Genomic DNA, 21,699 nt, shown 5'->3' with positions numbered 1-21,699 from the left:
TTAAGGCATCTCTACGGGGCAGTGGCCGGGTTGCCAGTTATGGCGGCCGGTCTGTCTCAGACTAGCGGTCACTCAGTGGAAGATTTTCCAGCCAACGGGTCAGGCTCGTGACCACGTGAAGGAATTCAATCATGAGCGAGCTTGATCTGGCATACCGAAGTGCTGTGGACGCCGCGGCGTGGGCGGCCGAACACGTCCAAGGGCGCCAGCTGGAGCCGACCGTGCGGAATCGGCTTGCAGGTGCGGCCTATGGTTTGGCGTTGGAGCATCAGCGGGCCATGACCGTGCTGGCCGGTGCCCAGGCCTATGGTTCCGCCTTGGCGTTGCTTCGATGCGCAGTTGAGGGCTTCGCGTTGGGTTACTGGTTGCTTTACCAGGCCAGCGAGGATCAACTGGACGCCTTCAAGAGAGGGCGTATGACCCACACGCTCGAACCGCTCCTTCGCCGCATTGGAGATGAAAACCCAACAGGCCCACGAAAAAAAGACTTGCAGAACCTGGTCCGGCGGATGAACGCAATGACGCATGGTGGGATCGAGCACTTGGGGCTGAGGATAGGAACATCGAGCGTGGGTCCTCAATACACCCGGGATGATCTCGCCAACGCGCTGAGCATCGGTGTTTGGGTGGCCACGATGGCGGCAGTGGACGTGGTCGGCGGCATTGTTGGCGACACGGGACGCGCCATGAAAATGATGGTCGAGGCGGACGACCTATTCTTGCGCGGACGGATGCCATCAGGTGCCGCCGACACAGGAGATGCCCGCGCGTAGATCCTGTGTTTGTAGCTTGGGCCGCCGCCCCCGCTTGCGCGCGATGGGCTTCCCTTCCGCGGCCAACCGGGTGGCGTGACTTTCCTGCGCAGCTGTCTGAGCCAAGTAGGCCGCAAAACGCTCTGAGGCGTATGGCACCAGGTCCAGTGGCGGGTAGGTCAGCCGCTCCAAGGCCTGTTTACATTCCAGGAGCGAGCCGCGAGCGACATAGGTGCGGGCGTCCACGCCTTGCCCGTCGCTGTGGCCGTTGATCGTCTGGATCACACTCTTCGGCACATGGGCGCGCTCGCATCGGGTGGTCAGCGTGTGACGGAAGCAATGCAGCGACTTCTTGGCACTGGTGATGCCGCAGGTTCGACGCAGGTGGTAATCGTTGAACCAGCGGGACACCACCCGGCCCGGGCCGCCTTCCTCCCAGACGAGCCCGGGGAACAGGTGGACGGCGCCGGACGCTTTCACGTCGGCCACGTAGCGCTCGAAGCCCAGTTCCAGCAGGCGTGCGTGGATCGGGATCCGACGCATGGAGTAGCAAGTTTTGATGCTCTGACCCTCGCGGAAGGGCGTGATGTCGAAATACAGGATCGTGTGCTCCTGGCCTTCCGCATCCGTCTCCGTGGTGGTCAGGATGTCCTCCACGTAGAGCTGGGCGATCTCGTTGACCCGCATACCCGTGAACAGGGCGATCAACGGCACCCAATACTTGTGGGGCTCGGAATGACGGCCGAGGTGCGACGGGGCGAAAATCGTTTGAAGGTCCTGCGCGGAGAAGATGTCCTTTTTCTTGGGCACCTGATCCCGGTAGCGGGACGTCTGGACGTAGTGGAACGGGTTCTCCGGGATGGCGCCGGTGTCCACGCACCAATTGAAGAACGCGCTCAAGCCCATGATGTGCTTGCCCTGGGTGCCTCGTTGGATGACCGGCAGGCGCTTCTTTTTCGTGATGGCAGCGACGCGTGCGGCCGGCAACCCCTTCAACTCCGGATGGTGGGTCAGCCGGCATGGCCACGACGCCAGGACATCGGCAAACCGGTTGGCATCAGCGGCCGTGATCTCGGCCACCGGTTTGTCGCCCAGGACGTCGAGCAGGAGGTTGAGGATGTAGCGGCGATCCGTGACGGGGGAGGTGGCCTTCTTCGGCCCGCGCGCCAGGTTGGCCAGGTGAAGGGCCGTGAGTTCGCTGAGCAGTCGCGGAGCCCCCGGTTTGGCGGGCGCGGACGCTGTGGAGGGAGCCGGCTCTGGGCTGGGCTCAAGTGACGCCTTTGGCAAAGGGACAGTATTCGGCTTCGGCTCTTCGTTGGCGGTGGCCTGATCGGCTTCGTGGAGCTTCTGGGACACGCTCGGGTGGGCGACGGTGGCACCGACGGTGCGCCGCGGTGGCTGAGCGGGCGGTGTCGCTTGCCGAGGCGCTGCCGGCGTAAGGAGGATCGGCAAGGCGCCGCCATTCCAGTCGCCGCGCGCACCTTGGCCGCCTGCAGAACCGCTTTCGTCGGCTTTTAACCGATCGGCCAGGCCGAGACGATCCAGCAGCTCCATCACCAGCAGATGCCCATCCACGCATGTGGGTGACACGCGCAGCCCGTCGCGGGTGGCGACTAGGTCATAGAGATGCGGCTCGTGTGTGGGGCCTTCCAAAGCGGTGGAGGAGGAGAGCATGGCGGCAGAACGCAGCAGTTGGGTGCGTGGTTCTAGCCGAGGTCAGAGGGCTGTCAACCCCTGATTTTTGCTTGTTGTGACGCAGTTTCCGACGAATCGACGTGGGGCTTGAGCTGGCGCGTGCAAAGAATTTTTTCGCGCTCGTCGGGTGCCGGGGCCGGATCGCTAAGGTTAGCGTTCCGACCGTGCGCACCCGGCCGGTTGACAGTTCTGTCGCTTGTGAGAAGTTCGGGTGTGGATCGGAGGTTCCCCATGCGCCTGCCCGAAAATCGCTCGTTTTTTGCTCCCCGAAGCGGTCCAGGCGAATAGGTAGGGTCTAAATGCATCACCGCCCTTTTTCAACTAAACCTCCACCAGCCAAGCAGTTTTTGTCCGCCCAATTTTCCGGACACTGTCCCCGCCACGGACAAACAAAAGCCGCCTCACAGGGCGGCCTTTGCGTTCTCCGGCGATGAATAAAGCAGCTAGAAGCGCGCCAACCGGCGCGCAAGTTCGGTAGCCACGGCATTCGCTTGGGCGTCGGTCAGTCCGCCCGCCAGCACGGTGCGTTGGCCAAGGTGATCCACCTCAACCGTGTAGCTCACACCCGCCAACAACGAAAGGGTTTGGGCCGCCATGTGACCGACCCCTGCCGCCACGCCGTTCCCGCCGATCACGACAGTTCGGCCGTCTTGCGCGTTGCTGCGGACCAGCGAAAGGACCTGGTCGGCGGGGATGTAGGTCGTGCCAACCCGGATGCCTTCGGTGGACACCTTCAACGGCTCGCGCACGACCTTTCGCCGGTGGTCGTGGTAACCCTGCCACATTTGGCGGATCAGCACCCCCGCGAGAATCCACGTAAGGAACCCAGCAATGGGCGCGGCCGAACTTTCGGGGTTGCGTGCGTAAATCATCCCGCCCACGATCCAGGCGGGGATGATTGCCAAGCCCATCGAAACAACGGTGAGGCGAAAGGGCAACGCCGCGGGCGTGGCGATGAGCGTCGCCCAACCGCCGGCTTCGCGGACCTCAAAGACGGGTCCGCGGCTCGACTTGCTGCCGAAATAGTGAATAACGAAGCCGCCCGCGGCAATCAGCAGCGCTAGGAAAGTCAGCAGTCCGCTCATTGGAGGCTCCCTCAGCGGCGCAGGTTGTGGTTACCGGCGGGATCGACGCCGACGATCCAAAGGGTTTTGCCGGAGTTGTTGTCCAACACCGGATCGGCGTGGCTCATCCAGCTGGTGATCCACATGAGGCGAATGAGAATTTCGTGATACTGGTGCGCGAACGGCCCGGACTCGGTGGCGTCCCCCAGATCGAAAAGCATGTGGGGCGGGTTTGGGCCCATGTTGCGCACGCCGCCAACGGCGGTGTCGACGTGCGAGATCCCCTGGATGTTCTGCGCCGTGAGCAGTTGGAGCCGGCCTTGGCCGTTGCCGATGCTGTCTTCCGGCGCCGTCATGTAGCGCGTTTGTCCCATCGCATCGGTGAACGCCAAGGGGGCGTTACAGACCTGAAAGGTTTCGTCGTGATGACGAGTGGCCGAGCGCCACACCCGGGCAGTGGCGGTCCAGCACGCGAGGTTCGTTCCGGCTTCCGTGAATTTGATCGCGACCCGCGGCCACGCGTCGCCCACCTTGTGGTGCGCGAAAATGCCGACGATGTCGCCGGACTTGGACGGGCTGACGGGACGGTAGTAGGCCCCGTCGGTTGTCGCCGGTCCGGCTGCGTTGGCGCTTGCTCCGTTTGCCGGGCCCCTCAGAACCTTTGAGGCCGTGTGCGTGATCGCCGAACTGGCGCGGTGGAGGAAGCCTTTGAGCCCGCTGTCCTGGGCGTGGAGCGGCGTGAGGCATAGCGCTAGCAGCGCGGCGGCCGTGCCCTGGATCCAATGTTTGATCATCTCGAAACCCCTGTTCCGCGGGTGTGTGGCGATCCATGCCAAGGCCACCCGCACCGTCCTTGGCGATTTCGAGACTAGCGTCGCGAATCGGAATCGATACTAAACAAAAACACAAACTCGGTGTAAACAGTTTTGAGTCATAGCGTGCGTGTCCGATCCAACGTGGGAGCGGGCACATGGCTGTCGACCGGCTGTCGGAACGAGCACAGAAGTCCCTGTATCGACCGGAGAACCAAGCGTTCTTGGCGACTCTGCGTGCTGTGAGAACGCGGGCAGGGCTCACGCAAAAAGACCTGGGCGATCTATTGGGAAGGTCGCAGAACTACGTCACCGCGGCCGAGCGAGGTGCGGTCAGGCTAGATGGGCTGCAGATCCGGGATTGGTGCAAAGCTTGTGGCACGGACCTGGTCGCTTGGGCTCGAGAGGTCGAAAAGACCTTGCGCACCGGCAAAGCCCCGCCATGACGGACTCGTCGCTCTAAAACGGAAACAAGCTTTATCCACAGACTTATTGTCTCGTCGACTGAGAACGTAGGTAGTAGGCTGATCCCATGGAACACATCAGCGCTGCTATCGCACGGCTAGCTCGGACCCAGACGGCATATGAAAGCGACCCTGAAGAAGCATTGGGTGAGCGCTTGCGCGATTCATTGGCCCCGGGGGTTCAACTCACTACGCAAGTCTGGGTTGATACGGAAGCGGGCCCGTTCCGGCTCGATCTTCTACTGACCAGGCCGGGACGGCGGGTCGCCATCGAAGTGGACGGACAGCATCACGACTTGGGCAGGGATCGGTGGCGAACGGTGTTCATCGTCTCTGCCGGAAAGGCTGACGTGGTCTACCGAGTCCCGGCAGTGTTTGTTTACAGCAACCTCATCGGTGTCTTGGCTGGCCTTGCCCGCGTTGAGCCCCAGTGCTTCAAGCGAGAGCAGCGGGATCGGTGGTGTGAGGTGGCGCAAGCCAGATGGGAGCAGTCGGACAGCGAGAGCTCTAATGAGATCCCTGATGATTGTGAGGGCAGCGGCGAGGATAGTTGGTCACCCAAAGAAGGCTGGCGGTTCTCGTCCCGGGCGTTTGCGATGAACTTTCGCGGCGACATCTATGAGTGCTCGGCGCGCGGCCTTGAGCCTTACCTCGATTTTGTGCGAACCACTGGGTTGCGTGATGTGGACCTGTTGAAGCAAGCATGGGAACGACGTTACCGAGCCCACGCCCCAAGCCACGCAGACACCTTCGCCGATCCGCTTTCGTGGTAACTGCTATTTGGACAGGGCAAAAAGAGGGCGCGCCACGCAGCAGCGCCCCTCTGGTCCGGTTTAGACCTTGGGCGACAAACCCCAAAGCTTGTCCAGGTAAGCATTCAATTCGTCGCGTTTGTAAGGCGCGCGACCGGTGAAGTTCTCCAACGCGCCAACGACTTTGTTCCGGTTTCCGTTAGTGATGGGGAACCCACGGGTCTGAATGTAATGGTCGATGAAGTATTCGACCTCCCAGGATTCACTGAGCGATACATTCACACGATCGATCTTGCCGATGTAGCGCTTGTTGTCGTGCTTGGACCAATCGCCCTTGGCGTGTTCCAGTTCCTTCTCCTGCTGAGTCATGCTGGTCGCCTCTAGCGGTCCACATGGACCAAATTTTCACGTTTGGGCGGGCTCGGCCGTTTCAAGGGTCGAGTGGTTGCTGCAGAGCAAGGCTCCCTGATACGGTTCGCCGAACTTGGTCAACACCGGAGGTCAAACTTTCCGGCGGGCCAAGCGCCGCAAGGGCTTGGTGGGGTTGAGAGAGAATCATCTCCCTCTCTCTCCGCCAGACATGCAAAACGCCCCGAATGGGGCGTTTTGCATGTCTGGCCACGGCTTTCCCAGCGTGGGCTTCGGCCCTCCGACCTAGCCACGACGGAGGGCAAGGTGGGCTGAAGCCACCCTATGGGTCGAGGGTGAGGGCTTGCAGCTGTTTTGTGGTCAGCTCGCCGCTGTAACCGTGGCGTGAGCCATCGGCGCGGATGACCAGCACGCGCGGCGTCTCGCCGCCCCATTCGGGATCAAGCAGATAGTTCAGACGCTCGGGCGTGGCGTCGGCGTAGGCGCGAGCGGGCCAGGCGGTCATGCCGGCGGTGGCGAGGCGCTTTTCGATGGCCGCTTCGTGCGTCATGTCGTCGGTGGCCACGGTGACCAGCTCGATCGCCTCCGGATGTGCCTGCTGCAATCGCGCGAGGGCCTGCAGGTTCGGTTCGCAATACGCGCAATCCAGCGCCCAGAGCGCGATCAGGCGTTCGCCGTGCGCGGGTGGTGCGAGCAGGGCAGGGACGTCGGCGGCGGCCAGCGGCTTCAGCGAACCGGCGGTTGCGAGGGCGGGAGCCAGCAACAGGATGGCGAGCCAACGCTTCACGGCGTGTCTCCCGCGGGCAGCAGGCGGAAGCCCGCTGCGGTATTCCAGGCGACGTAGGCGCGGCCGTCGTGCTGCAGCAACTGTGGCGAGCCGACTGCCGCGGTGCTGTTCGCCAGCGCGTGCGGCGGGCCGAAGTGCAGGCCGCCGTCATCCGAGCGTCGCAGCATCAGCGCTTCCCCCTGTGCGTCGACCTGGTTCCATGCGATCCACACGGAGGCGTCGTGCACGGCGACGTCGGCATGGCTCGCGCCTGCGCCGGCGATCGCCTGCGCGTGCGCCGCACGCTGGCCCGGCTGCAACTGGCCGTACCAGATCGTCGGCTTGCCGCTGGCCTCGTACCAGACCGCGTGGCGTGTGCCGTCGCTGCCGATCGCCAGGCCGGGGCCGTGGTGCGGGCAGCCGGCGATGTGCCAGCCGCTGAAGGTGGCGCGTTCGGCTTGGGCTGGGCCGCCGTCCGTACGCAGCGTGGCATAGGCGTGATCGCGGATGTTGTCGCCGTAGATGGCGCGGAAGAACGCGACGACTTCACCGTTCGGTGTCTTCGAAAGCGCGATGCGGCAGCACTCGCAGCTGTGTGCGGCGAGCTTGCGTTCGGGTACGAAGCTTGCACCGCGGTCGCCGGACCAGGCGTAGTACACCGCGGCGCCCAGGTACGGCTTGCCCGCCGCCTCGGCCGCGGCCTGGTCACGCTTGTCGATCCAGGCGATTACGACGCGTCCCTTGCCGTCGACCGCCAGCGCATCGAAGCGATGGGTGATCTCGGCGCGGTCGCGGTGCACGGTGATGGGGATGGAGAAATGCGTGCCGCCATCCAGCGAGCGGGCGAAGCGCACGAAGCCGGTCCACGGTTTCGCGCGCGGCTGCGACCAGCTCACGTAGATTTCGCCATCAGGGCCGAACGCCAGCTTGGGCCGGTTCTCGCCTTCGGCGTAGATCGGCTCGGGCGTCGCGTTGACCGGCATCGGCGCGCTGAAGGTCTTGCCCAGGTCGTCCGAATGGCGCAGGCGCACGTGGCCGTCGGCCGCATCGACCACCCATAGCCGGCCCTGCGTGTCGAATGCGGCGCTGGCGCCGAGCGGCGGCTCCTTGGACATGGCCATGTGCTCGTGCGCAACGACCGGCGCGACGGCAAGGCAAAGCAGCAGGAGCAACAAGCGGCGCATGGCAGTCCTTCCGGTTTACATATCCCAGCGCACGCCACCGACCCAGGTGCGACCGGCATACGGGTGGTAGACCCAGTAGCGCGCGTTGGTGAGGTTGTCCACGCCCAGCGATGCGGTCCAGCGCGGGGCGAAGTGCCAGCGCAGTTTCGCATCGGCGACCGTGAAGGCACTGACGGCGCCGTAGGTATCGACGAAGTCGCTGTTGTCCAGCGTGCCGTACTGGCGCCCGGAACGGCGGATGCCGAGCGACGCCTCCCAGCCGTCGGCGAAGCGGTAATCGGCGAAGAGGCTCGCGCGCAGGCGCGGGATGCGCGGGAACCACTTGCCCTCGGCCAGCGGGTAGCGACGGTCGCGCAGGGTCTTGGCGTCGTTGAGTGCCACACTCGCGGTCAGATCCAGCCCGCTCGTCCACAGGTCGGTCAGCGCCAGCTCACCCTCGATGCCCCGCACGCGGGTGAGGTCGATGTTCTGCACGTTGGTGACGGTGGGCGTGACGGTGATGTCGGTCTGCGTGTAGAGCGCATCGGCGATGCGGTCCTGGAACAGCGAGATGCGCCAATGGCCGTTGGCGAGTTGCCGCTTGAGCGTGAGGTCGAGCGAGTTGTCGCGCTCGGGCTTGAGGTTGGGATCGTTGCCGACGATGGCGTTGTCGGAGAGCGCGCCCTGGAACAGTTCGGCCACGGTCGGATAACGCACCGCCTTGCCCCAGGCCAGGCGCAGCTGCCAGTCGGACGCAAAATCCCATTCGAGCGCGGCCTTGGGCGAGAGATCGCTGCGCTGGCGGTCGGCGTAACGCACGGCGTTGGCGGCATCCGAACGGCGTCCGCCGTAGGCGCGCCATTGCTCCCAGCGCGCGCCGAGCGTCAGCGCCCAGGCGTCGGCGAAGCTCCATACGTCCTGCAGGTAGCCCGCGCGGGTCTGCGTACGGCCGGCGAAAGCGGCGGTCAGCGGTCCGTCGGGAGCGCCACGCCAGTCGCTGGCCGCACGGGCGCGCGAGTCGAGCACGTAGCGGTCGCCGTGCAGGCCGGCGTAGAGCATGTGCGTGTCGGCCAGCGGGCCGGAGCTGCGCAGGTCGAACGTGTCCCAGCCCGAGCCTGCGTTGTCTGCCACGGTACCGGGGCCGTCGAGCGGACCGGCCGGCGGCAGCGACGCGCTGCGTGCCAGCGCGCGCGCGAAGTCGTAGTGGCTGGCGACGGCGGTCCAGCGCCAGTCGTTGGACCAATGGCCATTGAATTCGGCACCGTAGAGCAAGTGCGTATCTTCGCTGGCGGCCGGTGCCAGGCCGCTGGGCGGCAATGTCCAGAGGCCGCCGTAGGCGCTGACCGTGCCGGCGGTTACCGCTCGGCCATCCGCGCCGTGCAGGAAGCTGCGCGTGCGGTCCTCTGCGTGGTTGTGCCACCAGCCGAGCGTGAACAACGCGGCCACCCGATCGGTGAGGTCCACGCCGACCTTGAGCTTGGCCTGGGTCTGCACGGTGTGTTCGATGCTGTTGGCGCCGTACACCAGGCGCGGGCTGCCGTTGGGGTTGCGGTCGAGCGCGGCGCCGTCCACCGCGATCGCCGTCGAGGGATCGCCGCCGGGCCGCGCCGTGGCGTACTGCATCGGCTGGCCGTGGTTGTCCAGGCGGTCCAGAGTGAGCAACCAGCTCCAGCGGCCCTGCCTGTCGCCGAGGGAGGCGGCAGCGTGACGGCCGTTGTAGTGACCGTCGGCGCCATAAGCGTCATGGAAATCCTGGCTCATCAACTGCACGCTCGCGCTGGCGGTCAGCCGTTCGGGCAGGCGCGTGTGGATCAGCACCGTGGTGCCGATCGAGTTGCCGGGATAGAGCGCGGAGTAGGGCCCGTACAGCACGTCGACCGCGCCGATCTCCTCGGGCGTGACCATGCCCCAGCGCGGCGCGCCGTCCCAGCCGTTGGTCATCAGGTTGGAGAGCAGCAGGCCGTTGGAATAGACCAGGCTGCGCGCGCTCTGCAGGGTGCCCGCGTTGCGGCCGCTGATGATGGCGTTGGGGTCGCCGATGTAGCGCGCGCGCACCTGCAGGTTGGGAGCGAAGCGCAGCGCGTCCGCACTGGTGGTGACGTTCTGCCGCGCGAGCTGCGCGCGGTCGATGCGCACGCTGACGGCCGGCGTCTCGGTCACGTGGGTGTCGCTGGCGTGCACCATCACCGGGGCGAGCGTGGTCGCCTGCGGTGGCGCGTCGACGGCGTGCAGCAAGCCCGGGAAAGCCAGGATGGCGAGCACGCGGAGACCGGGCGATCGGGGCTTCACAGTCAACTCTGGACGTGGGTCGAGGCTTCGCAGCATAGCGGCGCCAATGTGCACGGCCAGATGACGCGTTGTCGCACGGGAGTGTGGAAAGCGCCTCTCGCGGGGAAACCGTGGGGTGGGCTCCGGCCACCATCGTGTGCGACGCGGACGGTCGGTGGGCTCCAAGCCCGCCCTACGATGGCACGATCACTCGCCCGCGTCGGGGCGTTCGCGTACCGGATGCTTGCTCAGTTTGCGCTGCAGCGTGCGGCGATGCATGCCCAGGCGCCGCGCGGTTTCGGAGATGTTGCCGTCGCATTCGGTGAGCACGCGCTGGATGTGCTCCCATTCCAGCCGGCGCAAGGCCAGCGGCGCCTCGGGTGCCTCCGGCGGCTCGTCGTCGACCGCCGATGGGCCCTCGCCCTCGAGCAGCGCGCGCACCACTGCGTCGGCGTCGACCGGCTTGGCCAGGTAATCGTGCGCGCCGCGCTTGATCGCTTCGACGGCGGTGGCAATCGAGGCGTAGCCGGTCAGCAGCAGGATGCGCATCTCCGGCACCAGCGCGTGCAGTTCGGAGATCAGCTTCAGGCCGTTCTCCTCGCCCAGCTTGAGGTCCAGCACGCAGTAGCGTGGCTGGTGACGCCGGGCCAGTTGCCGCGCCTCGTCGGCGCGAGTGGCGCCGATCGCCTCGAAGCCGCGCGAACCCAGCGCGCGGGAGAGCACGCGAACGAAGGTGGCGTCGTCGTCGACGATCAGCAGCTGGCGGGGAGCGTTGGCGTCGGTCATGGGCATGGTGGGAGCAAGGTCGGGAAAGACATTCTTGCCCGAGCGCGCCGCAGTTGCACGTTTCGCAGGATCAGCCCGCGCCGATCGCTGCCAGCGGCAGGCGCAGGCGCACCTGGGCGCCCTGAGCGGTATTGCTTGCCATCAGTTCGCCATCGAGGCGTTCGGCGGTGGCTTCGGCCAGCGCCAGTCCCAGCCCGAGGCCGCCCTGCTTGCCGCTGCGGCCAAGTTCGCCCAGTTCGGCCTGGGTGTCGAAGCCCGGGCCGTGGTCGCGCACGGTCAGTTCCAGCCAGCCGTGCTCACAGCGGATCTGCAGTTCGACCGCATCCGATCCGCGCGATTCAGAGGCATCGGCGGCGTTGTTGAGCAGGTTGATCAGCGCGTGGCGCAGGCCCGCCGGCACGCGAAGCACCAGTCGCGCGATGGCGTCTGGAAGGTCCAGCGCCAGCTCGGCCTCCGGGCGCAGCAACTGGAAGCGTTCAAGGCAACCGTGCACGAATGCCTGCAGCGGCATCCGCTCGGCCTCCTGCGACAGCTGCGCCTGGCCGAAGGCGACCATCTCGCGCAGGATCGTGCGGCATCGGTCCACCTGCTCCTGCAGCAGCGCGAGGTCCTCTTCCAGCAGGGCGTCCTGTGCATGTTCGCGACGCAGTTCAGGCAGCAGCGTGCGCATGGTCGCCAGCGGCGTGTTGAGCTCGTGCGCGGCGCCGGCGGCCTGGGTGGCGATGGCGAGAATGCCTTCGTCGCGCAGCGCGCGCTCGCGCACGCGCTGGATCTCCATCTGCTGCATGCGCAACGCCCGCGCCAGGCGGTTGATGAAGAAGCCCAGCAGCAGCGCGGTGATCACGAAGTTCACGCCCATGCCGAGGATGTGCAGCGGGAAGCCGCCGCCGTGCATCGGCAGCGGCAACGGCTCGTAGCGGTAGAGCAGCAGCAGGTAGGCCACGCCGGCCAGGGTCGCCACCGCCAGCACGGCGGGCACCGACAGCGCGGCAGCGGTCAGCGCGATCGGCACCAGCAGCAGGGTCACGAACGGATTGCTGGCGCCACCGGTGAAGTAGAGCAGGTAGCCCAATACCAGCGTATCGATCGCGACGTGCAGGATGGTTTCCCACTCCCGCACCGGCCAGGGCTGGCCGAGCCGCCAGGCGGCGAACACGGCGAAGACCGCCAGTGCGCCGATGCCGGTCAGCAACGGCAGTACTGGAATAGGCAGGTGCATCCACAGCGCGCAGACCAGCACCGCCACGCTTTGGCCGGCGATCGCGCACAGGCGCAACCACGCGAGCATGCGCGTGAGCGCGAAGGGTCCGATGCGGCGGTTGGCGTGCCGGTGTGGCATGGCGCAAGGAAAAGCGCCGCGGTGGTCCGCGGCGCCGTCTTGGATCAGCCCGGGAGTTCCCAGCCTTCCTCGCTGCGCACCGGCGGCAGCGGATCGGCCGCGGCAGCATGCTCGGCATGGCTGTTGGAGAGCTTCTTCATCAGCGGCAGCACCGCCACGGCGATCGCCGTGCAGCCCAGGCCGACCCAGCCCAGCTTGGTGAACAGGCTGGTGTAGATGTCCAGCGACTGCAGCGGATCGTTGAGACCTTCCGGGATGTGCGCGAAGTTGGCCACCACGCTGCCGAGGTATTGCGAGATGCCGGAAGCGACGTAATAGGCGCCCATCATGAAGCCGCCCATGCGTGCCGGCACATAGCGGGCGATCATCGCCAGGCCGAGGCCGGACACCAGCAGTTCGCCCAGCGAGTAGAGGCCATAGCCCCAGACCATGGTCCAGGAGGACACCTGGCCGGCAACGGCCCAATGTGCGCCGACGCCGTACACGAAGAAGCCCGCCGCCACAGCGGCGAAGCCCAGTGCGAACTTGGCGGCGACGGACGGGTCCTTGCCGACGCGGCCCAGCGAGTTGTAGACGAACACCAGCACGGGGCTGAGCAGCACGATCCAGATCGCGTTGAGGTTCTGGTACTGCTCCGGGATCCAGGTGAACAGGTGCATGCCGAACACGCTGAAGTCCAGGTTCACGTTCTTCTGCGCGAACAGGTTCAGCGAGGTGGACATCTGCTGGTAGAAGATGAAGAAGAAGATCGTCTGGACGGTCAGCACCAGCGCGGCGACCAGGCCGGCCCGCTCGCTGCGCTCGCTGGAGCGGATCAGGTGGATGAAGATGCCCAGGATCACCACGCCCGCGGCATACACGCAGATGCGCGCCACCGTCTGGCTCTGCAGAATGAAGGCCGAGACGAACACCATGCCGACCGCAGCGAGCATCACCATGCCGAAGCGGGCGAGATTGAACGGCTTCTGGTCCGGCGCCGAGCCGATGTGCCGCAGCGTGCGGCTCATCAGCATGTAGTTGACCAGCCCCAGCAGAAGGCCGATTGCGCAGATGCCGAAGGCGGTGTGCCAGCCCCAGGCGTCGCCGTAGCGCTCGCCCACGTAGTCACGCACCCACGGGGTCAGCGTCATGGAGATCATCGAGCCGACGTTCACCGCCATGTAGTAGATGGTGAACGCGCTATCGATCTTGGTGTCGTCGCCCTCGTAGATCTTGCGCACGAGGTTGCCGGCATTGGGCTTGAAGAAGCCGTTGCCGACGATGATCACGCCCAGCGCGACATACAGCAGGTAGGGGTTGTCCGTGGGAATCCACAGCATCGCGTAGCCCAGGCCCAGCACCACCGCGCCGGTGAGCATCGTGCGGCGGGTGCCGATCAGCTTGTCACCGACCCAGCCGCCGATGGCGGGCGTGGCGTAGATCAGCGCGGCGGCCGCGCCCCACACCAGGTTGGCGTGGGTGTCGATGAAGCCGAGCTTCTTCATCATGTAGGTGACCATCAGCACCTGCATGCCGTAGAAGCCGAAGCGCTCCCACATTTCGATCAGGAAGACGGTGCTGAAGGAACGGGTTTTCGATACGGGCGGATTCTGGATTGCCATGAAATTTCCGAGCGGTTGAACACTGACTGCCGCGGCGCGGCCTGCTCTGCAACCCTGAACCGGGCTACAACCATTCGAGGGTAACCGATCCGGCATACGGGTAACGTTGCACTGCGGCATGCCGTCCGGCGACGGTCGCTGTGGCATCATGGCGCGCTTGCCGCCGGCCGAATCGCGAGTAGCCGCCCATGTCGACAGCCCCTTTCCCGCTGCCCGCCGACTCCGCCTTCGCGCGGACGGGCGCCTGAGCGCATGGCCGCCGAAGGCTTCCGCGGACCGCGGCAACTGTGGAACGCGATGCGCTGGTCGATGAAGGGCCTGCGCGCGGGCTGGCGCCACGAAGCGTCGTTCCGCTTCGAGGTATGTCTGGCCATCGTGGTGATTCCGCTGGGCCTTTATCTGGGCCAGGGCGCGCTGGAAAAACTGGCGCTGGTGCTGCCGATGTTCCTGGTGCTGTCGGCCGAGTTGCTCAATTCGGCGATCGAGGCGGTGGTCGACAAGGTCAGCCCCGAATTCCATGAACTGGCCGGGCGCGCCAAGGACATGGGTTCGGCTGCCGTGTTCGTGCTGCTCGTCTTCATGGGTTTGAGCTGGGCGCTCATCGTCGGCCCCCGGTTGCCCGCGATCCTGACCATGTAGCTCGGTAGGTCGGCTTCGGCCCGCCGCCTTTTCGCGCGAACGTCATGGCGGGCTCGTTGACGCTGGCCGGAGCCTGACCCTACGCTGGCGTTCCCATCCCTCGGAGCGCCGCCATGAAGACCCTTCGCGTGATCGTGCTGTCGCTGCTGGCCGTGCTGCTGAGCGGCTGCGGCTACAACGCCATCCAGCGCCAGGACGAGGCGGTGAAGGCCGCCTGGTCGGAGGTGCTCAACCAGTACCAGCGCCGCGCCGACCTGGTGCCGAACCTGGTCAATACGGTCAAGGGCTATGCCCAGCACGAGGAGCGCGTGCTGACCGAGGTCACCAACGCCCGCGCCCGCGTGGGCAGCGTGCAGGTCACCCCGGACACCATCAACGATGCCCAGAAGCTCAAGCAGTTCCAGCAGGCCCAGGGCGAGCTTTCCAGTGCGCTGTCGAGGCTGATGGTGGTCAGCGAGCGCTATCCGGACCTGAAGGCCAATGGCCTGTTCCAGAACCTGCAGGCGCAACTGGAAGGCACCGAGAACCGCATCACCGTGGCGCGCAACCGCTACGTCCAGTCGGTGCAGCAGTACAACTCGATGATCCGCACCTTCCCGAACAACCTCACCGCGAAGATGTTCGGATACCAGGTCAAGCCGAACTTCACGGTGGAGAACGAAAAGGCGATCTCCACCGCGCCGACCGTCGACTTCGGCACGCAGGCGCCGGCTCCGGCCGGCTCGGCCGCGCACTGACATGGCCCATCGCCCGCCACGGCTGGCGTGGTTGCTGCTCGGCGTGCTGCTCCTGGCGGCAGGCTGGGCGGCACAGGCCGCCGAGGTGCCCACGCTCAAGCGTCACGTCACCGACCTGACCGGCACGCTGAGCGCGCAGCAGGTCGATGAACTCGACGGCCAACTGGTGGCGCTGGAGAAGGGCAAGGGCGCGCAGCTGGTCGTGCTGATGATCGGCAGCACCGGCGAGCAGGACATCGAGAGCTATTCGCTCGCGGTGGCCGAGCAGAACAAGGTTGGCCGCAAGGGCACCGACGACGGCGTGCTGCTGCTGGTGGCCAAGGACGATCGCCGGGTGCGCATCGAGGTCGGCTACGGGCTGGAAGGTGCGATTCCCGACGCAGCTACCGCGCGCATCATCCGCGAGTACATCGCGCCGAAGTTCCGCGAGGGCGACTACTACGGTGGCATTCATGACGCCGTGGGGGCGCTCACCCAGCTGATCGACGGCGAGCCGTTGCCGCCGCCGGTGCAGGGCGCGCCGCGCGAGCACCGCGGCATCGGCTTCCAGCAGGCGCTGTTCATCGGCATCTTCATCGCCTTCTTCCTGCGCAATTTGTTCGGCCGCGCCAACCTGTTCGTGCGCACGCCGCTGGGTGCCGGCATTACCGGCGGCATCCTGTGGCTGGTCGCCGCCAGCCTGGGGGCGGCGGCGCTGGGCGCAATCATCGGTGGCGTGTTCATGCTGCTGCCCGGCGGCGGCGGACGCTCGATCGGGCGTGGCGGCTGGGGTGGTTGGGGCGGCTTCGGTGGCGGTGGTTTCGGCGGGGGCGGTTTTGGTGGCGGTTTCGGCGGAGGCGGCGGCTTCAGTGGTGGAGGCGGCAGCTTCGGTGGCGGCGGTTCGTCGGGGAGCTGGTAGATGACGCTCATGCAGCGATTGTTCGCCAACCTGTTCGGTGGTTGGTTCCAGTTGCGCCAGCGCTTTCCCGCGATGTTGCTGGACGAGCTGGCCGACGCGGTGACTATCGGCGAACGGGGGCACCTGGGCGAAGTGCGCTTCGCGGTCGAATCGCGCCTGACCGTGCGCGCCGTGTTGGCTGGCGTGGATGCACGTTCGCGCGCTCGGGACGTGTTCGCCCAGCTGCGCGTGTGGGACACCGAGGAGAACTGCGGCGTGCTCGTGTACCTGCTGCTGTCCGAGCAGCGGATCGAGATCGTTGCCGACCGCGGCATCGCGCGCCGCGTGCCGCAGGTGCAATGGGATGGCGTCTGCTCGCTCATGCGCGATCACTTCTCGGCTGCACGCTGGCGCGAGGGAAGCCTGGCGGGCCTGGCCGCCATCAACGCATTGCTGAGTGAGCATTTCCCGGCGGGCGATCGCGACAATCCCGACGAGTTGCCCGATCGGCCCGTGCTGCTGTGACGAAAACGGCCGCCCGAAGGCGGCCGTCCGGTTGGCGGGATCGCTACTGCGCGATACGCGTCAGGCACCTTTGCCGATGTGCTTCTCCAGAAACGCCTGCAGCGCGTTGTAGAAGTCCACGCGATTCTTCTCGTCGTAGAAGCCATGGCCTTCGCCCGGCTTGCTCATCCATTCGTATGGCTTGTGCGCAGCATCCAGCGCGGCGCGCATGGCCTTGGCCTGGGCGAATGGAGCGCGCTTGTCGTCCTCGCCGTGGATGAGCAGCACCGGGACCGAAATCTTGTCGGCAAGCTTGTCCGGCGAGTTGGCGTCGAGTTCGGCGTCGTTGCGGCCGATCACGGTGGTGAGGTAGCTGAGACCGCTCTTGCTCGACTGGATATCCCCCTTTTTGTACATCATCTTCAGGTCGTAGATGCCTGCGTAGCCGACAGCGCACTTGAACATGCCCGGCGCGCGGATCACCGTCATCATCGCCGAATAGCCACCGAAGCTGCCGCCGTAGACGCACACGCGCGCCGGGTCGGCATAGTGTTCTGCGATCGCCCATTTGACGCCGTCGGTGAGGTCCTGCTGGATGCGCGTGCCCCACTTGAGGTAGCCAGCTTCCTGGAAGTCTTCTCCGCGCCCGCCCGAGCCGCGGTAGTTGACCTGCAACACCAGGTATCCGCGGCTGGCCAGGAACTGCGCGTCGTCGTCGTAGAACCAGTCGTCGCGCACGCCGATCGGGCCGCCGTGCGGCAGCAGCACCATCGGCAGGTTGGTTTCGGGGCGACCCGGCGGCAGGGTGAGGATCGCTTCCAGCTCCGTGCCGTCGCTGGCCTTGAAGCGCAGGGGACGGCGTTCAGCCATCTTGGTCGGATCGATCCATGGCGCCGCGTCGAACAGCTTGCGCACCTTGTAGGTATGCGTATCGATCAGGAAATACGAACCCGGGGTGCGGTCGCTGGCCACGCTGAAGAGCAGTTGCCCGCCATCCTCGCTGTAGTCGACGAAGTGCACGTACTGGCCCGGAAACTTCATTACCAGCGCGCGGTGAAGTTTGGCGGCCGGCAGGTTGGGATCGATGTAGCTCAGCTGCGGCAGGCCGGTATCGGGGATGGTGGCGAACGGCTGATGCGGCAGTGGCGTCCACTCGATGCCGCCCATGTCACCGAAGCCCGCGGCGGCAAGCAGCTTGCGGTTGCCGCCGTTCTCGTCCTGCTCGACCAGCGAGGCAGGGCCGCCGCCGGCGTCGTACATGGCATAGATGCGCTGGTGGTCGGGCGTGTAGTCGATCGGGGCGAAGGTGCCGCCGATCTGCTGCGCGCTCAGCGACTGCCAGTGGCCGTCCTGATGGTGGTAGACCACGTAGTCGAAGTTCTCGTTGCGGCCGTAGGCGTAGTGCGCCTGGCCATCGGCGCCGACCATGAAGGTCATGCCGCCCTCGCCGATGTCACCGATCAGGCGGCGGGTGTTGGCGCTCGCGTCGACGTCGTAGATATAGCTGTGGTCGGAGCTGTCCCACGGCGTGGCTCCCATGTAGAAGTGCCCGTTGGCGTGCTCGGGCATGCCGTCGACGGTGCCCCAGCCGCGGTCGGTGCCCCGCGTGGCGGCGCGCGAGCTGTACTTGACATCGTAGCCGTACAGGTAGTCCTGGTTCTTGCCATCGACGTCGGTGGCGATGATCTCGCCCGTCATGGACGGCTTGTCGATCGAGCCGTATTCCTTGCCTTTTTCGACCACCAGCCGCGTGGGGCTGACCCAGGTGATGCCGGCCGGCAGTTCGTATTTGGGCATGCGCAACATGCTGGCGGGCCGGGACATGTCGTCGACGTGATAGACGACCAGTGCGTGAGAGCTGCCATCGTCCCAGCGCACGGCCAGGTACTTGCCGTCCGGCGACAGCCGCGGCATCGACAGCGACGGGTGGCGTGCGAAATCCTCCACCGGCAGCAGATCGGCTGCGGCGACGATCGCCGACGCCCCTAACAGGGCCGCGCACAACGCGGCCCGCGTGAATCGGTTCATCATCCCTTCCCCCGTAAGCTCCCTGTGGCAGGCGCGGCCGCCGGGAGCGCGGCGGCAGGCCGGGCGGCGTCCCCCGCCGCATGCATTCGCCGCGATTCTAGTGAGAGTGGATCGCGGGCCGGAAGGGCCTGCGCGGGCCGGTCGGGCCCGGCTACACTTGGTCTTTGTCCGCCAGCCCTCCACCATGACCCAGCCTTTCACCGTCCACTTCGATCCGGTCGCCTTCCACATCGGGCCCGTGCAGGTGCACTGGTACGGTCTGATGTACCTGCTCAGCTTCCTGAGCGCGGGACTGCTCGGCGAGCGGAGGCGCAAGCAGGGACGGTTGCCGGTGAGCCGCGACGCGCTGAGCGACCTGGCGTTCTACGCGATGCTGGGCATCATCGTCGGCGGGCGCGTGTGGTACATGCTGTTCTACTACGCCGGCGGGCTTCACTGGATCTGGACCGAGCCGCTGGCGCTGTTCAAGGTATGGGACGGCGGCATGAGCTTCCATGGCGGCCTGATCGGCGTGCTGGTAGCCGCCTGGTGGTGGTCGCGGCGGCATCGGCTGCACTTCTTCGACACCATGGATTTCGTCGCGCCGCTGGTGCCGCTGGGCTTGGGTCTGGGCCGGCTGGGCAACTTCATCAACGGCGAGTTGTGGGGCAAACCCGGCGACGTGGCCTGGGCGATGATTTTCCCGAACGCGAAGCTGGAAGACGTGCAGCTGGCGCACGGCCAGCCGGCGCTGGCCCAGCAACTGGCGCAGTTCGGCGGCATTCCCCGACACCCCTCGCAGCTGTACGAGATGGCGCTCGAAGGCCTGGTGATGTTCGCGGTGCTGTGGCTGGTATCGATGAGGCCGCGCCCGCGCTACCTGGTTTCCGGGCTGTTCGCGCTGATGTACGGCTGCTTCCGATTCGCGGTGGAGTTCGTGCGCGTACCCGATCCTCAGCTGGGTTACCTGGCCTGGGGTTGGCTCACGATGGGGCAGGTGCAGTCGCTGCCGCTGATCGTGATCGGTCTGGTGCTGGTGGCGATGTCGCGCCGGGCGCCGACACTGGCGCCCGCCGCGCACTGAGTGTTTCCGCAGGGGTGGGCTCCAGCCCACCCTGCGTTCCGGCCTGGGGTCGATGGGCCTAAGCCCGCCTTAGAAGTTATTGTCACCGCCGATCAGATCGCCCAGACCACCGAGGATCGAGCCCTCGCCGCGGCGCTGGCCACCGCCCTGCGGCGCGGCGGCCAGCATGCGGCCGGCCATGCGCGAGAACGGCAGCGACTGGAGCCACACCTTGCCGGGGCCGGTGAGCGAGGCCAGGAACATGCCTTCGCCGCCGAACAGCATGCTCTTGATGCCGCCGACCGTATGCACGTCCATGTTGATGGTGTCGTGGAAGGCGACCACGCAGCCGGTGTCCACATCCAGCCGTTCGCCCGCCTTGAGCTCGCGCTCGACCACGGTGCCGCCGGCGTGCACGAAGACCCAGCCGTCGCCCTCGAGCTTCTGCATGATGAAGCCCTCGCCGCCGAACAGGCCGGTGAGGATCTTGCGCTGGAAATAGATGCCCAGCTGCACGCCGCGCGCGCCGGCCAGGAACGAATCCTTCTGGCAGATCAGGCGCCCGCCGTGTTCGGAGAGCTTCATCGCCATCACGGTACCGGGGTAGGGCGCGGCGAAGGCGACCTTGGCCTTGCCGCTCCCGGTGTGCGTGAACACCGTCGTGAACAGACTCTCGCCGGTGATCACGCGCTTGCCGGCGGACATCAGCTTGCCCATCAGGCCGCCGCCCTGGCTGGCGGTGGAACCGTCGCCGAACACGGTGTCCATCTGCACCGCCGACTCCTTGTACATCAGCGAGCCGGCTTCGGCGATCGCGCTCTCGCCCGGATCGAGCTCGACTTCGACGAACTGCATGTCGTTGCCGACGATGCGGTAGTCGACCTCGTCGGCGCTGCCGTAGCGGCCGGCCGGCACGGGCGGCGGCGCCACGGCCATCGCGGTGGCCGGCTGGAACACGCTGTGGATCGGCCGCCATTCGCCGAAGCCTTCTTTCCAGCAGTAACCGTCGGGACGGCTGCGCGCCTGCGCACGGGCGGCCTCGTCGTCCATCGGGCCGATGCGTTCGTTGTTGCCGTAGCTGAAATACCACTGCGTCATGTTGGCCGTCCCTTGGTGGAAGGGCACGAGTCTAGGCCGGCGCGGGGCGCGTGTGGGAGTGACGGATGTCACCGGGTGCGGCTGGGAGCCGTTGGGAAAACGCTGCGCCGGCGGTCCGCTAGAATCGTCCCATGCGCACCTACCTCGACCTGCTCGACCACGTCCTCCACCACGGCACGGAAAAAACCGACCGCACCGGCACCGGCACGAAAAGCGTGTTCGGCTGGCAGATGCGCTTCGACCTGGACAAGGGCTTCCCGCTGGTCACCACCAAAAAGGTGCACTGGAAGTCGGTGGTGCACGAGCTGATCTGGTTCCTGCGCGGGGACACCAACGTCGCCTACCTGAAGGAACACGGAGTCAGCATCTGGGACGAGTGGGCCGACGCGGAGGGCAACCTCGGCCCGGTCTACGGAAAACAGTGGCGCGCCTGGCCGACCGCCGACGGCGGCACCGTCGACCAGATCCGCTGGGTGGTCGACGAGATCCGTCGCAACCCCGATTCGCGCCGCCTGATCGTCAGCGCCTGGAACGTGGGCGAGCTGCCGAAAATGGCGCTGATGCCCTGCCACACGCTGTTCCAGTTCTACGTCGCCAACGGCAGGCTCTCCTGCCAGCTCTACCAGCGTTCGGGCGACGTCTTCCTCGGAGTGCCCTTCAATATCGCCAGCTACGCGTTGCTCACCCACATGGTGGCGCACGTGTGCGGGTTGGGCGTGGGCGATTTCGTGCACACGCTGGGCGATGCGCACCTGTACAGCAACCACGTCGAGCAGGCCCGGCTGCAGCTTGGTCGCGAACCCAGGCCGTTGCCGCGCGTGGTGTTGAACCCGCAAGTGCGGGCGCTGGAGGATTTCCGCTTCGAGGACATCGCGCTCGAGGGCTACGTGCCGCATCCGGCGATCAAGGCTCCCGTCGCGGTTTAGGCGGCGGCGGGGAGGGC

General features: G+C 66.2%; 21 protein-coding genes. 9 read left to right on the top strand and 12 right to left on the bottom strand.

Annotation, left to right across the window (positions count from 1 at the left end):
* Window positions 1–131 precede the first annotated feature (131 nt).
* Entirely contained in the window at window positions 132–773 is a 642-nt protein-coding gene (locus tag LQ772_RS11990; protein WP_231321087.1) for a DUF6988 family protein, read from the top strand.
* On the opposite strand, the gene LQ772_RS11985 is transcribed toward LQ772_RS11990, so the two are convergent.
* From LQ772_RS11985 to LQ772_RS11975, 3 genes are all read right to left on the bottom strand, one after another.
* Complete coding sequence (locus LQ772_RS11985; RefSeq protein WP_231321085.1) at window positions 738–2,426, bottom strand: site-specific integrase; 1,689 nt, start codon at window positions 2,424–2,426, stop codon at window positions 738–740. The genes LQ772_RS11990 and LQ772_RS11985 overlap by 36 nt on opposite strands.
* A 464-nt stretch (window positions 2,427–2,890) precedes the next feature.
* The gene (locus LQ772_RS11980) at window positions 2,891–3,532 is read right to left on the bottom strand and encodes a hypothetical protein (protein WP_231321084.1); all 642 of its coding nucleotides are present in this window, start codon (window positions 3,530–3,532) and stop codon (window positions 2,891–2,893) included.
* 11 nt (window positions 3,533–3,543) lie between these two features.
* Window positions 3,544–4,305, bottom strand: a complete 762-nt coding sequence (locus LQ772_RS11975) for a hypothetical protein (protein ID WP_231321082.1) — start codon at window positions 4,303–4,305, stop codon at window positions 3,544–3,546.
* A 176-nt stretch (window positions 4,306–4,481) separates the two neighbouring features.
* Between LQ772_RS11975 and LQ772_RS11970 the strand changes: the two genes are divergently transcribed.
* Both LQ772_RS11970 and LQ772_RS11965 read left to right on the top strand, forming a co-directional pair.
* Entirely contained in the window at window positions 4,482–4,769 is a 288-nt protein-coding gene (locus LQ772_RS11970) for a helix-turn-helix domain-containing protein (protein WP_231321081.1), read from the top strand.
* Window positions 4,770–4,855: 86 nt separating this feature from the next.
* Window positions 4,856–5,560, top strand: a complete 705-nt coding sequence (locus tag LQ772_RS11965) for an endonuclease domain-containing protein (protein WP_231321080.1) — start codon at window positions 4,856–4,858, stop codon at window positions 5,558–5,560.
* A 60-nt stretch (window positions 5,561–5,620) separates the two neighbouring features.
* On the opposite strand, the gene LQ772_RS11960 is transcribed toward LQ772_RS11965, so the two are convergent.
* From LQ772_RS11960 to LQ772_RS11930, 7 genes are all read right to left on the bottom strand, one after another.
* Window positions 5,621–5,908, bottom strand: coding sequence for a hypothetical protein (locus LQ772_RS11960; protein WP_231321079.1), 288 nt, complete (start codon window positions 5,906–5,908; stop codon window positions 5,621–5,623).
* A 322-nt stretch (window positions 5,909–6,230) separates the two neighbouring features.
* A complete protein-coding gene (locus tag LQ772_RS11955) occupies window positions 6,231–6,695 on the bottom strand; it encodes a thioredoxin domain-containing protein (protein ID WP_231321078.1) in 465 nt (154 codons plus the stop codon).
* Window positions 6,692–7,858, bottom strand: a complete 1,167-nt coding sequence (locus LQ772_RS11950) for a sialidase family protein (protein ID WP_231321077.1) — start codon at window positions 7,856–7,858, stop codon at window positions 6,692–6,694. Before LQ772_RS11950 ends, LQ772_RS11955 begins: the two co-directional genes overlap by 4 nt.
* Window positions 7,859–7,873: 15 nt before the next feature.
* Entirely contained in the window at window positions 7,874–10,099 is a 2,226-nt protein-coding gene (locus tag LQ772_RS11945; protein ID WP_231321076.1) for a TonB-dependent receptor, read from the bottom strand.
* Window positions 10,100–10,312: 213 nt separating this feature from the next.
* Window positions 10,313–10,891 carry a response regulator transcription factor gene (locus tag LQ772_RS11940; protein ID WP_231321075.1) on the bottom strand — a complete coding sequence of 193 codons (579 nt, stop codon included), beginning with the start codon at window positions 10,889–10,891 and terminating at the stop codon, window positions 10,313–10,315.
* Between the two features lie 70 nt (window positions 10,892–10,961).
* Window positions 10,962–12,230 (bottom strand): ATP-binding protein, encoded by a 1,269-nt coding sequence (locus LQ772_RS11935; protein ID WP_231321074.1) that lies wholly within the window; start codon window positions 12,228–12,230, stop codon window positions 10,962–10,964.
* A 44-nt stretch (window positions 12,231–12,274) separates the two neighbouring features.
* Complete coding sequence (locus tag LQ772_RS11930) at window positions 12,275–13,831, bottom strand: peptide MFS transporter (protein ID WP_231321072.1); 1,557 nt, start codon at window positions 13,829–13,831, stop codon at window positions 12,275–12,277.
* A 252-nt stretch (window positions 13,832–14,083) separates the two neighbouring features.
* On the opposite strand from LQ772_RS11930, the gene LQ772_RS11925 reads away from it, so the two are divergent.
* The 4 genes from LQ772_RS11925 to LQ772_RS11910 all read left to right on the top strand — a co-directional run bounded on the left by LQ772_RS11925 (window position 14,084) and on the right by LQ772_RS11910 (window position 16,609).
* A complete protein-coding gene (locus tag LQ772_RS11925; protein ID WP_231321070.1) occupies window positions 14,084–14,470 on the top strand; it encodes a diacylglycerol kinase in 387 nt (128 codons plus the stop codon).
* 113 nt (window positions 14,471–14,583) lie between these two features.
* Window positions 14,584–15,207, top strand: coding sequence for a LemA family protein (locus tag LQ772_RS11920; RefSeq protein WP_231321069.1), 624 nt, complete (start codon window positions 14,584–14,586; stop codon window positions 15,205–15,207).
* Window position 15,208: 1 nt separating this feature from the next.
* The gene (locus LQ772_RS11915) at window positions 15,209–16,105 is read left to right on the top strand and encodes a TPM domain-containing protein (protein WP_231321067.1); all 897 of its coding nucleotides are present in this window, start codon (window positions 15,209–15,211) and stop codon (window positions 16,103–16,105) included.
* Window positions 16,106–16,609 carry a TPM domain-containing protein gene (locus LQ772_RS11910; protein WP_231321065.1) on the top strand — a complete coding sequence of 168 codons (504 nt, stop codon included), beginning with the start codon at window positions 16,106–16,108 and terminating at the stop codon, window positions 16,607–16,609.
* A gap of 60 nt (window positions 16,610–16,669) precedes the next feature.
* On the opposite strand, the gene LQ772_RS11905 is transcribed toward LQ772_RS11910, so the two are convergent.
* Window positions 16,670–18,616 carry an alpha/beta hydrolase family protein gene (locus LQ772_RS11905; protein ID WP_231321063.1) on the bottom strand — a complete coding sequence of 649 codons (1,947 nt, stop codon included), beginning with the start codon at window positions 18,614–18,616 and terminating at the stop codon, window positions 16,670–16,672.
* 184 nt (window positions 18,617–18,800) lie between these two features.
* On the opposite strand from LQ772_RS11905, the gene lgt reads away from it, so the two are divergent.
* Window positions 18,801–19,679 (top strand): prolipoprotein diacylglyceryl transferase, encoded by an 879-nt coding sequence (lgt, locus tag LQ772_RS11900; protein WP_231321062.1) that lies wholly within the window; start codon window positions 18,801–18,803, stop codon window positions 19,677–19,679.
* Between the two features lie 69 nt (window positions 19,680–19,748).
* Here lgt and LQ772_RS11895 read toward each other — a convergent pair whose 3' ends face one another.
* A complete protein-coding gene (locus LQ772_RS11895) occupies window positions 19,749–20,756 on the bottom strand; it encodes a TIGR00266 family protein (protein WP_231321060.1) in 1,008 nt (335 codons plus the stop codon).
* Window positions 20,757–20,887: 131 nt separating this feature from the next.
* Between LQ772_RS11895 and LQ772_RS11890 the strand changes: the two genes are divergently transcribed.
* Window positions 20,888–21,682 (top strand): thymidylate synthase, encoded by a 795-nt coding sequence (locus LQ772_RS11890; RefSeq protein WP_231321058.1) that lies wholly within the window; start codon window positions 20,888–20,890, stop codon window positions 21,680–21,682.
* Window positions 21,683–21,699 lie beyond the last annotated feature (17 nt).

Source organism: Frateuria edaphi (genome assembly GCF_021117405.1).
Taxonomy (GTDB): Bacteria; Pseudomonadota; Gammaproteobacteria; order Xanthomonadales; family Rhodanobacteraceae; genus Frateuria_A; species Frateuria_A edaphi.
The sequence above is the reverse complement of the archived record's forward strand: the minus strand, read 5'-3'. Positions and strand labels throughout refer to the sequence as shown.

Excerpts from the sequence above, each read along its gene's own strand:
- LQ772_RS11990 (WP_231321087.1), top strand. The coding sequence starts at position 132 with ATGAGCGAGCTTGATCTGGCATACCGAAGTGCTGTGGACGCCGCGGCG.
- LQ772_RS11985 (WP_231321085.1), bottom strand. The coding sequence starts at position 2,426 with ATGCTCTCCTCCTCCACCGCTTTGGAAGGCCCCACACACGAGCCGCAT.
- LQ772_RS11980 (WP_231321084.1), bottom strand. The coding sequence starts at position 3,532 with ATGAGCGGACTGCTGACTTTCCTAGCGCTGCTGATTGCCGCGGGCGGC.
- LQ772_RS11975 (WP_231321082.1), bottom strand. The coding sequence starts at position 4,305 with ATGATCAAACATTGGATCCAGGGCACGGCCGCCGCGCTGCTAGCGCTA.
- LQ772_RS11970 (WP_231321081.1), top strand. The coding sequence starts at position 4,482 with ATGGCTGTCGACCGGCTGTCGGAACGAGCACAGAAGTCCCTGTATCGA.
- LQ772_RS11965 (WP_231321080.1), top strand. The coding sequence starts at position 4,856 with ATGGAACACATCAGCGCTGCTATCGCACGGCTAGCTCGGACCCAGACG.
- LQ772_RS11960 (WP_231321079.1), bottom strand. The coding sequence starts at position 5,908 with ATGACTCAGCAGGAGAAGGAACTGGAACACGCCAAGGGCGATTGGTCC.
- LQ772_RS11950 (WP_231321077.1), bottom strand. The coding sequence starts at position 7,858 with ATGCGCCGCTTGTTGCTCCTGCTGCTTTGCCTTGCCGTCGCGCCGGTC.
- LQ772_RS11940 (WP_231321075.1), bottom strand. The coding sequence starts at position 10,891 with ATGACCGACGCCAACGCTCCCCGCCAGCTGCTGATCGTCGACGACGAC.
- LQ772_RS11935 (WP_231321074.1), bottom strand. The coding sequence starts at position 12,230 with ATGCCACACCGGCACGCCAACCGCCGCATCGGACCCTTCGCGCTCACG.
- LQ772_RS11930 (WP_231321072.1), bottom strand. The coding sequence starts at position 13,831 with ATGGCAATCCAGAATCCGCCCGTATCGAAAACCCGTTCCTTCAGCACC.
- LQ772_RS11925 (WP_231321070.1), top strand. The coding sequence starts at position 14,084 with ATGGCCGCCGAAGGCTTCCGCGGACCGCGGCAACTGTGGAACGCGATG.
- LQ772_RS11920 (WP_231321069.1), top strand. The coding sequence starts at position 14,584 with ATGAAGACCCTTCGCGTGATCGTGCTGTCGCTGCTGGCCGTGCTGCTG.
- LQ772_RS11915 (WP_231321067.1), top strand. The coding sequence starts at position 15,209 with ATGGCCCATCGCCCGCCACGGCTGGCGTGGTTGCTGCTCGGCGTGCTG.
- LQ772_RS11910 (WP_231321065.1), top strand. The coding sequence starts at position 16,106 with ATGACGCTCATGCAGCGATTGTTCGCCAACCTGTTCGGTGGTTGGTTC.
- LQ772_RS11905 (WP_231321063.1), bottom strand. The coding sequence starts at position 18,616 with ATGAACCGATTCACGCGGGCCGCGTTGTGCGCGGCCCTGTTAGGGGCG.
- lgt (WP_231321062.1), top strand. The coding sequence starts at position 18,801 with ATGACCCAGCCTTTCACCGTCCACTTCGATCCGGTCGCCTTCCACATC.
- LQ772_RS11895 (WP_231321060.1), bottom strand. The coding sequence starts at position 20,756 with ATGACGCAGTGGTATTTCAGCTACGGCAACAACGAACGCATCGGCCCG.
- LQ772_RS11890 (WP_231321058.1), top strand. The coding sequence starts at position 20,888 with ATGCGCACCTACCTCGACCTGCTCGACCACGTCCTCCACCACGGCACG.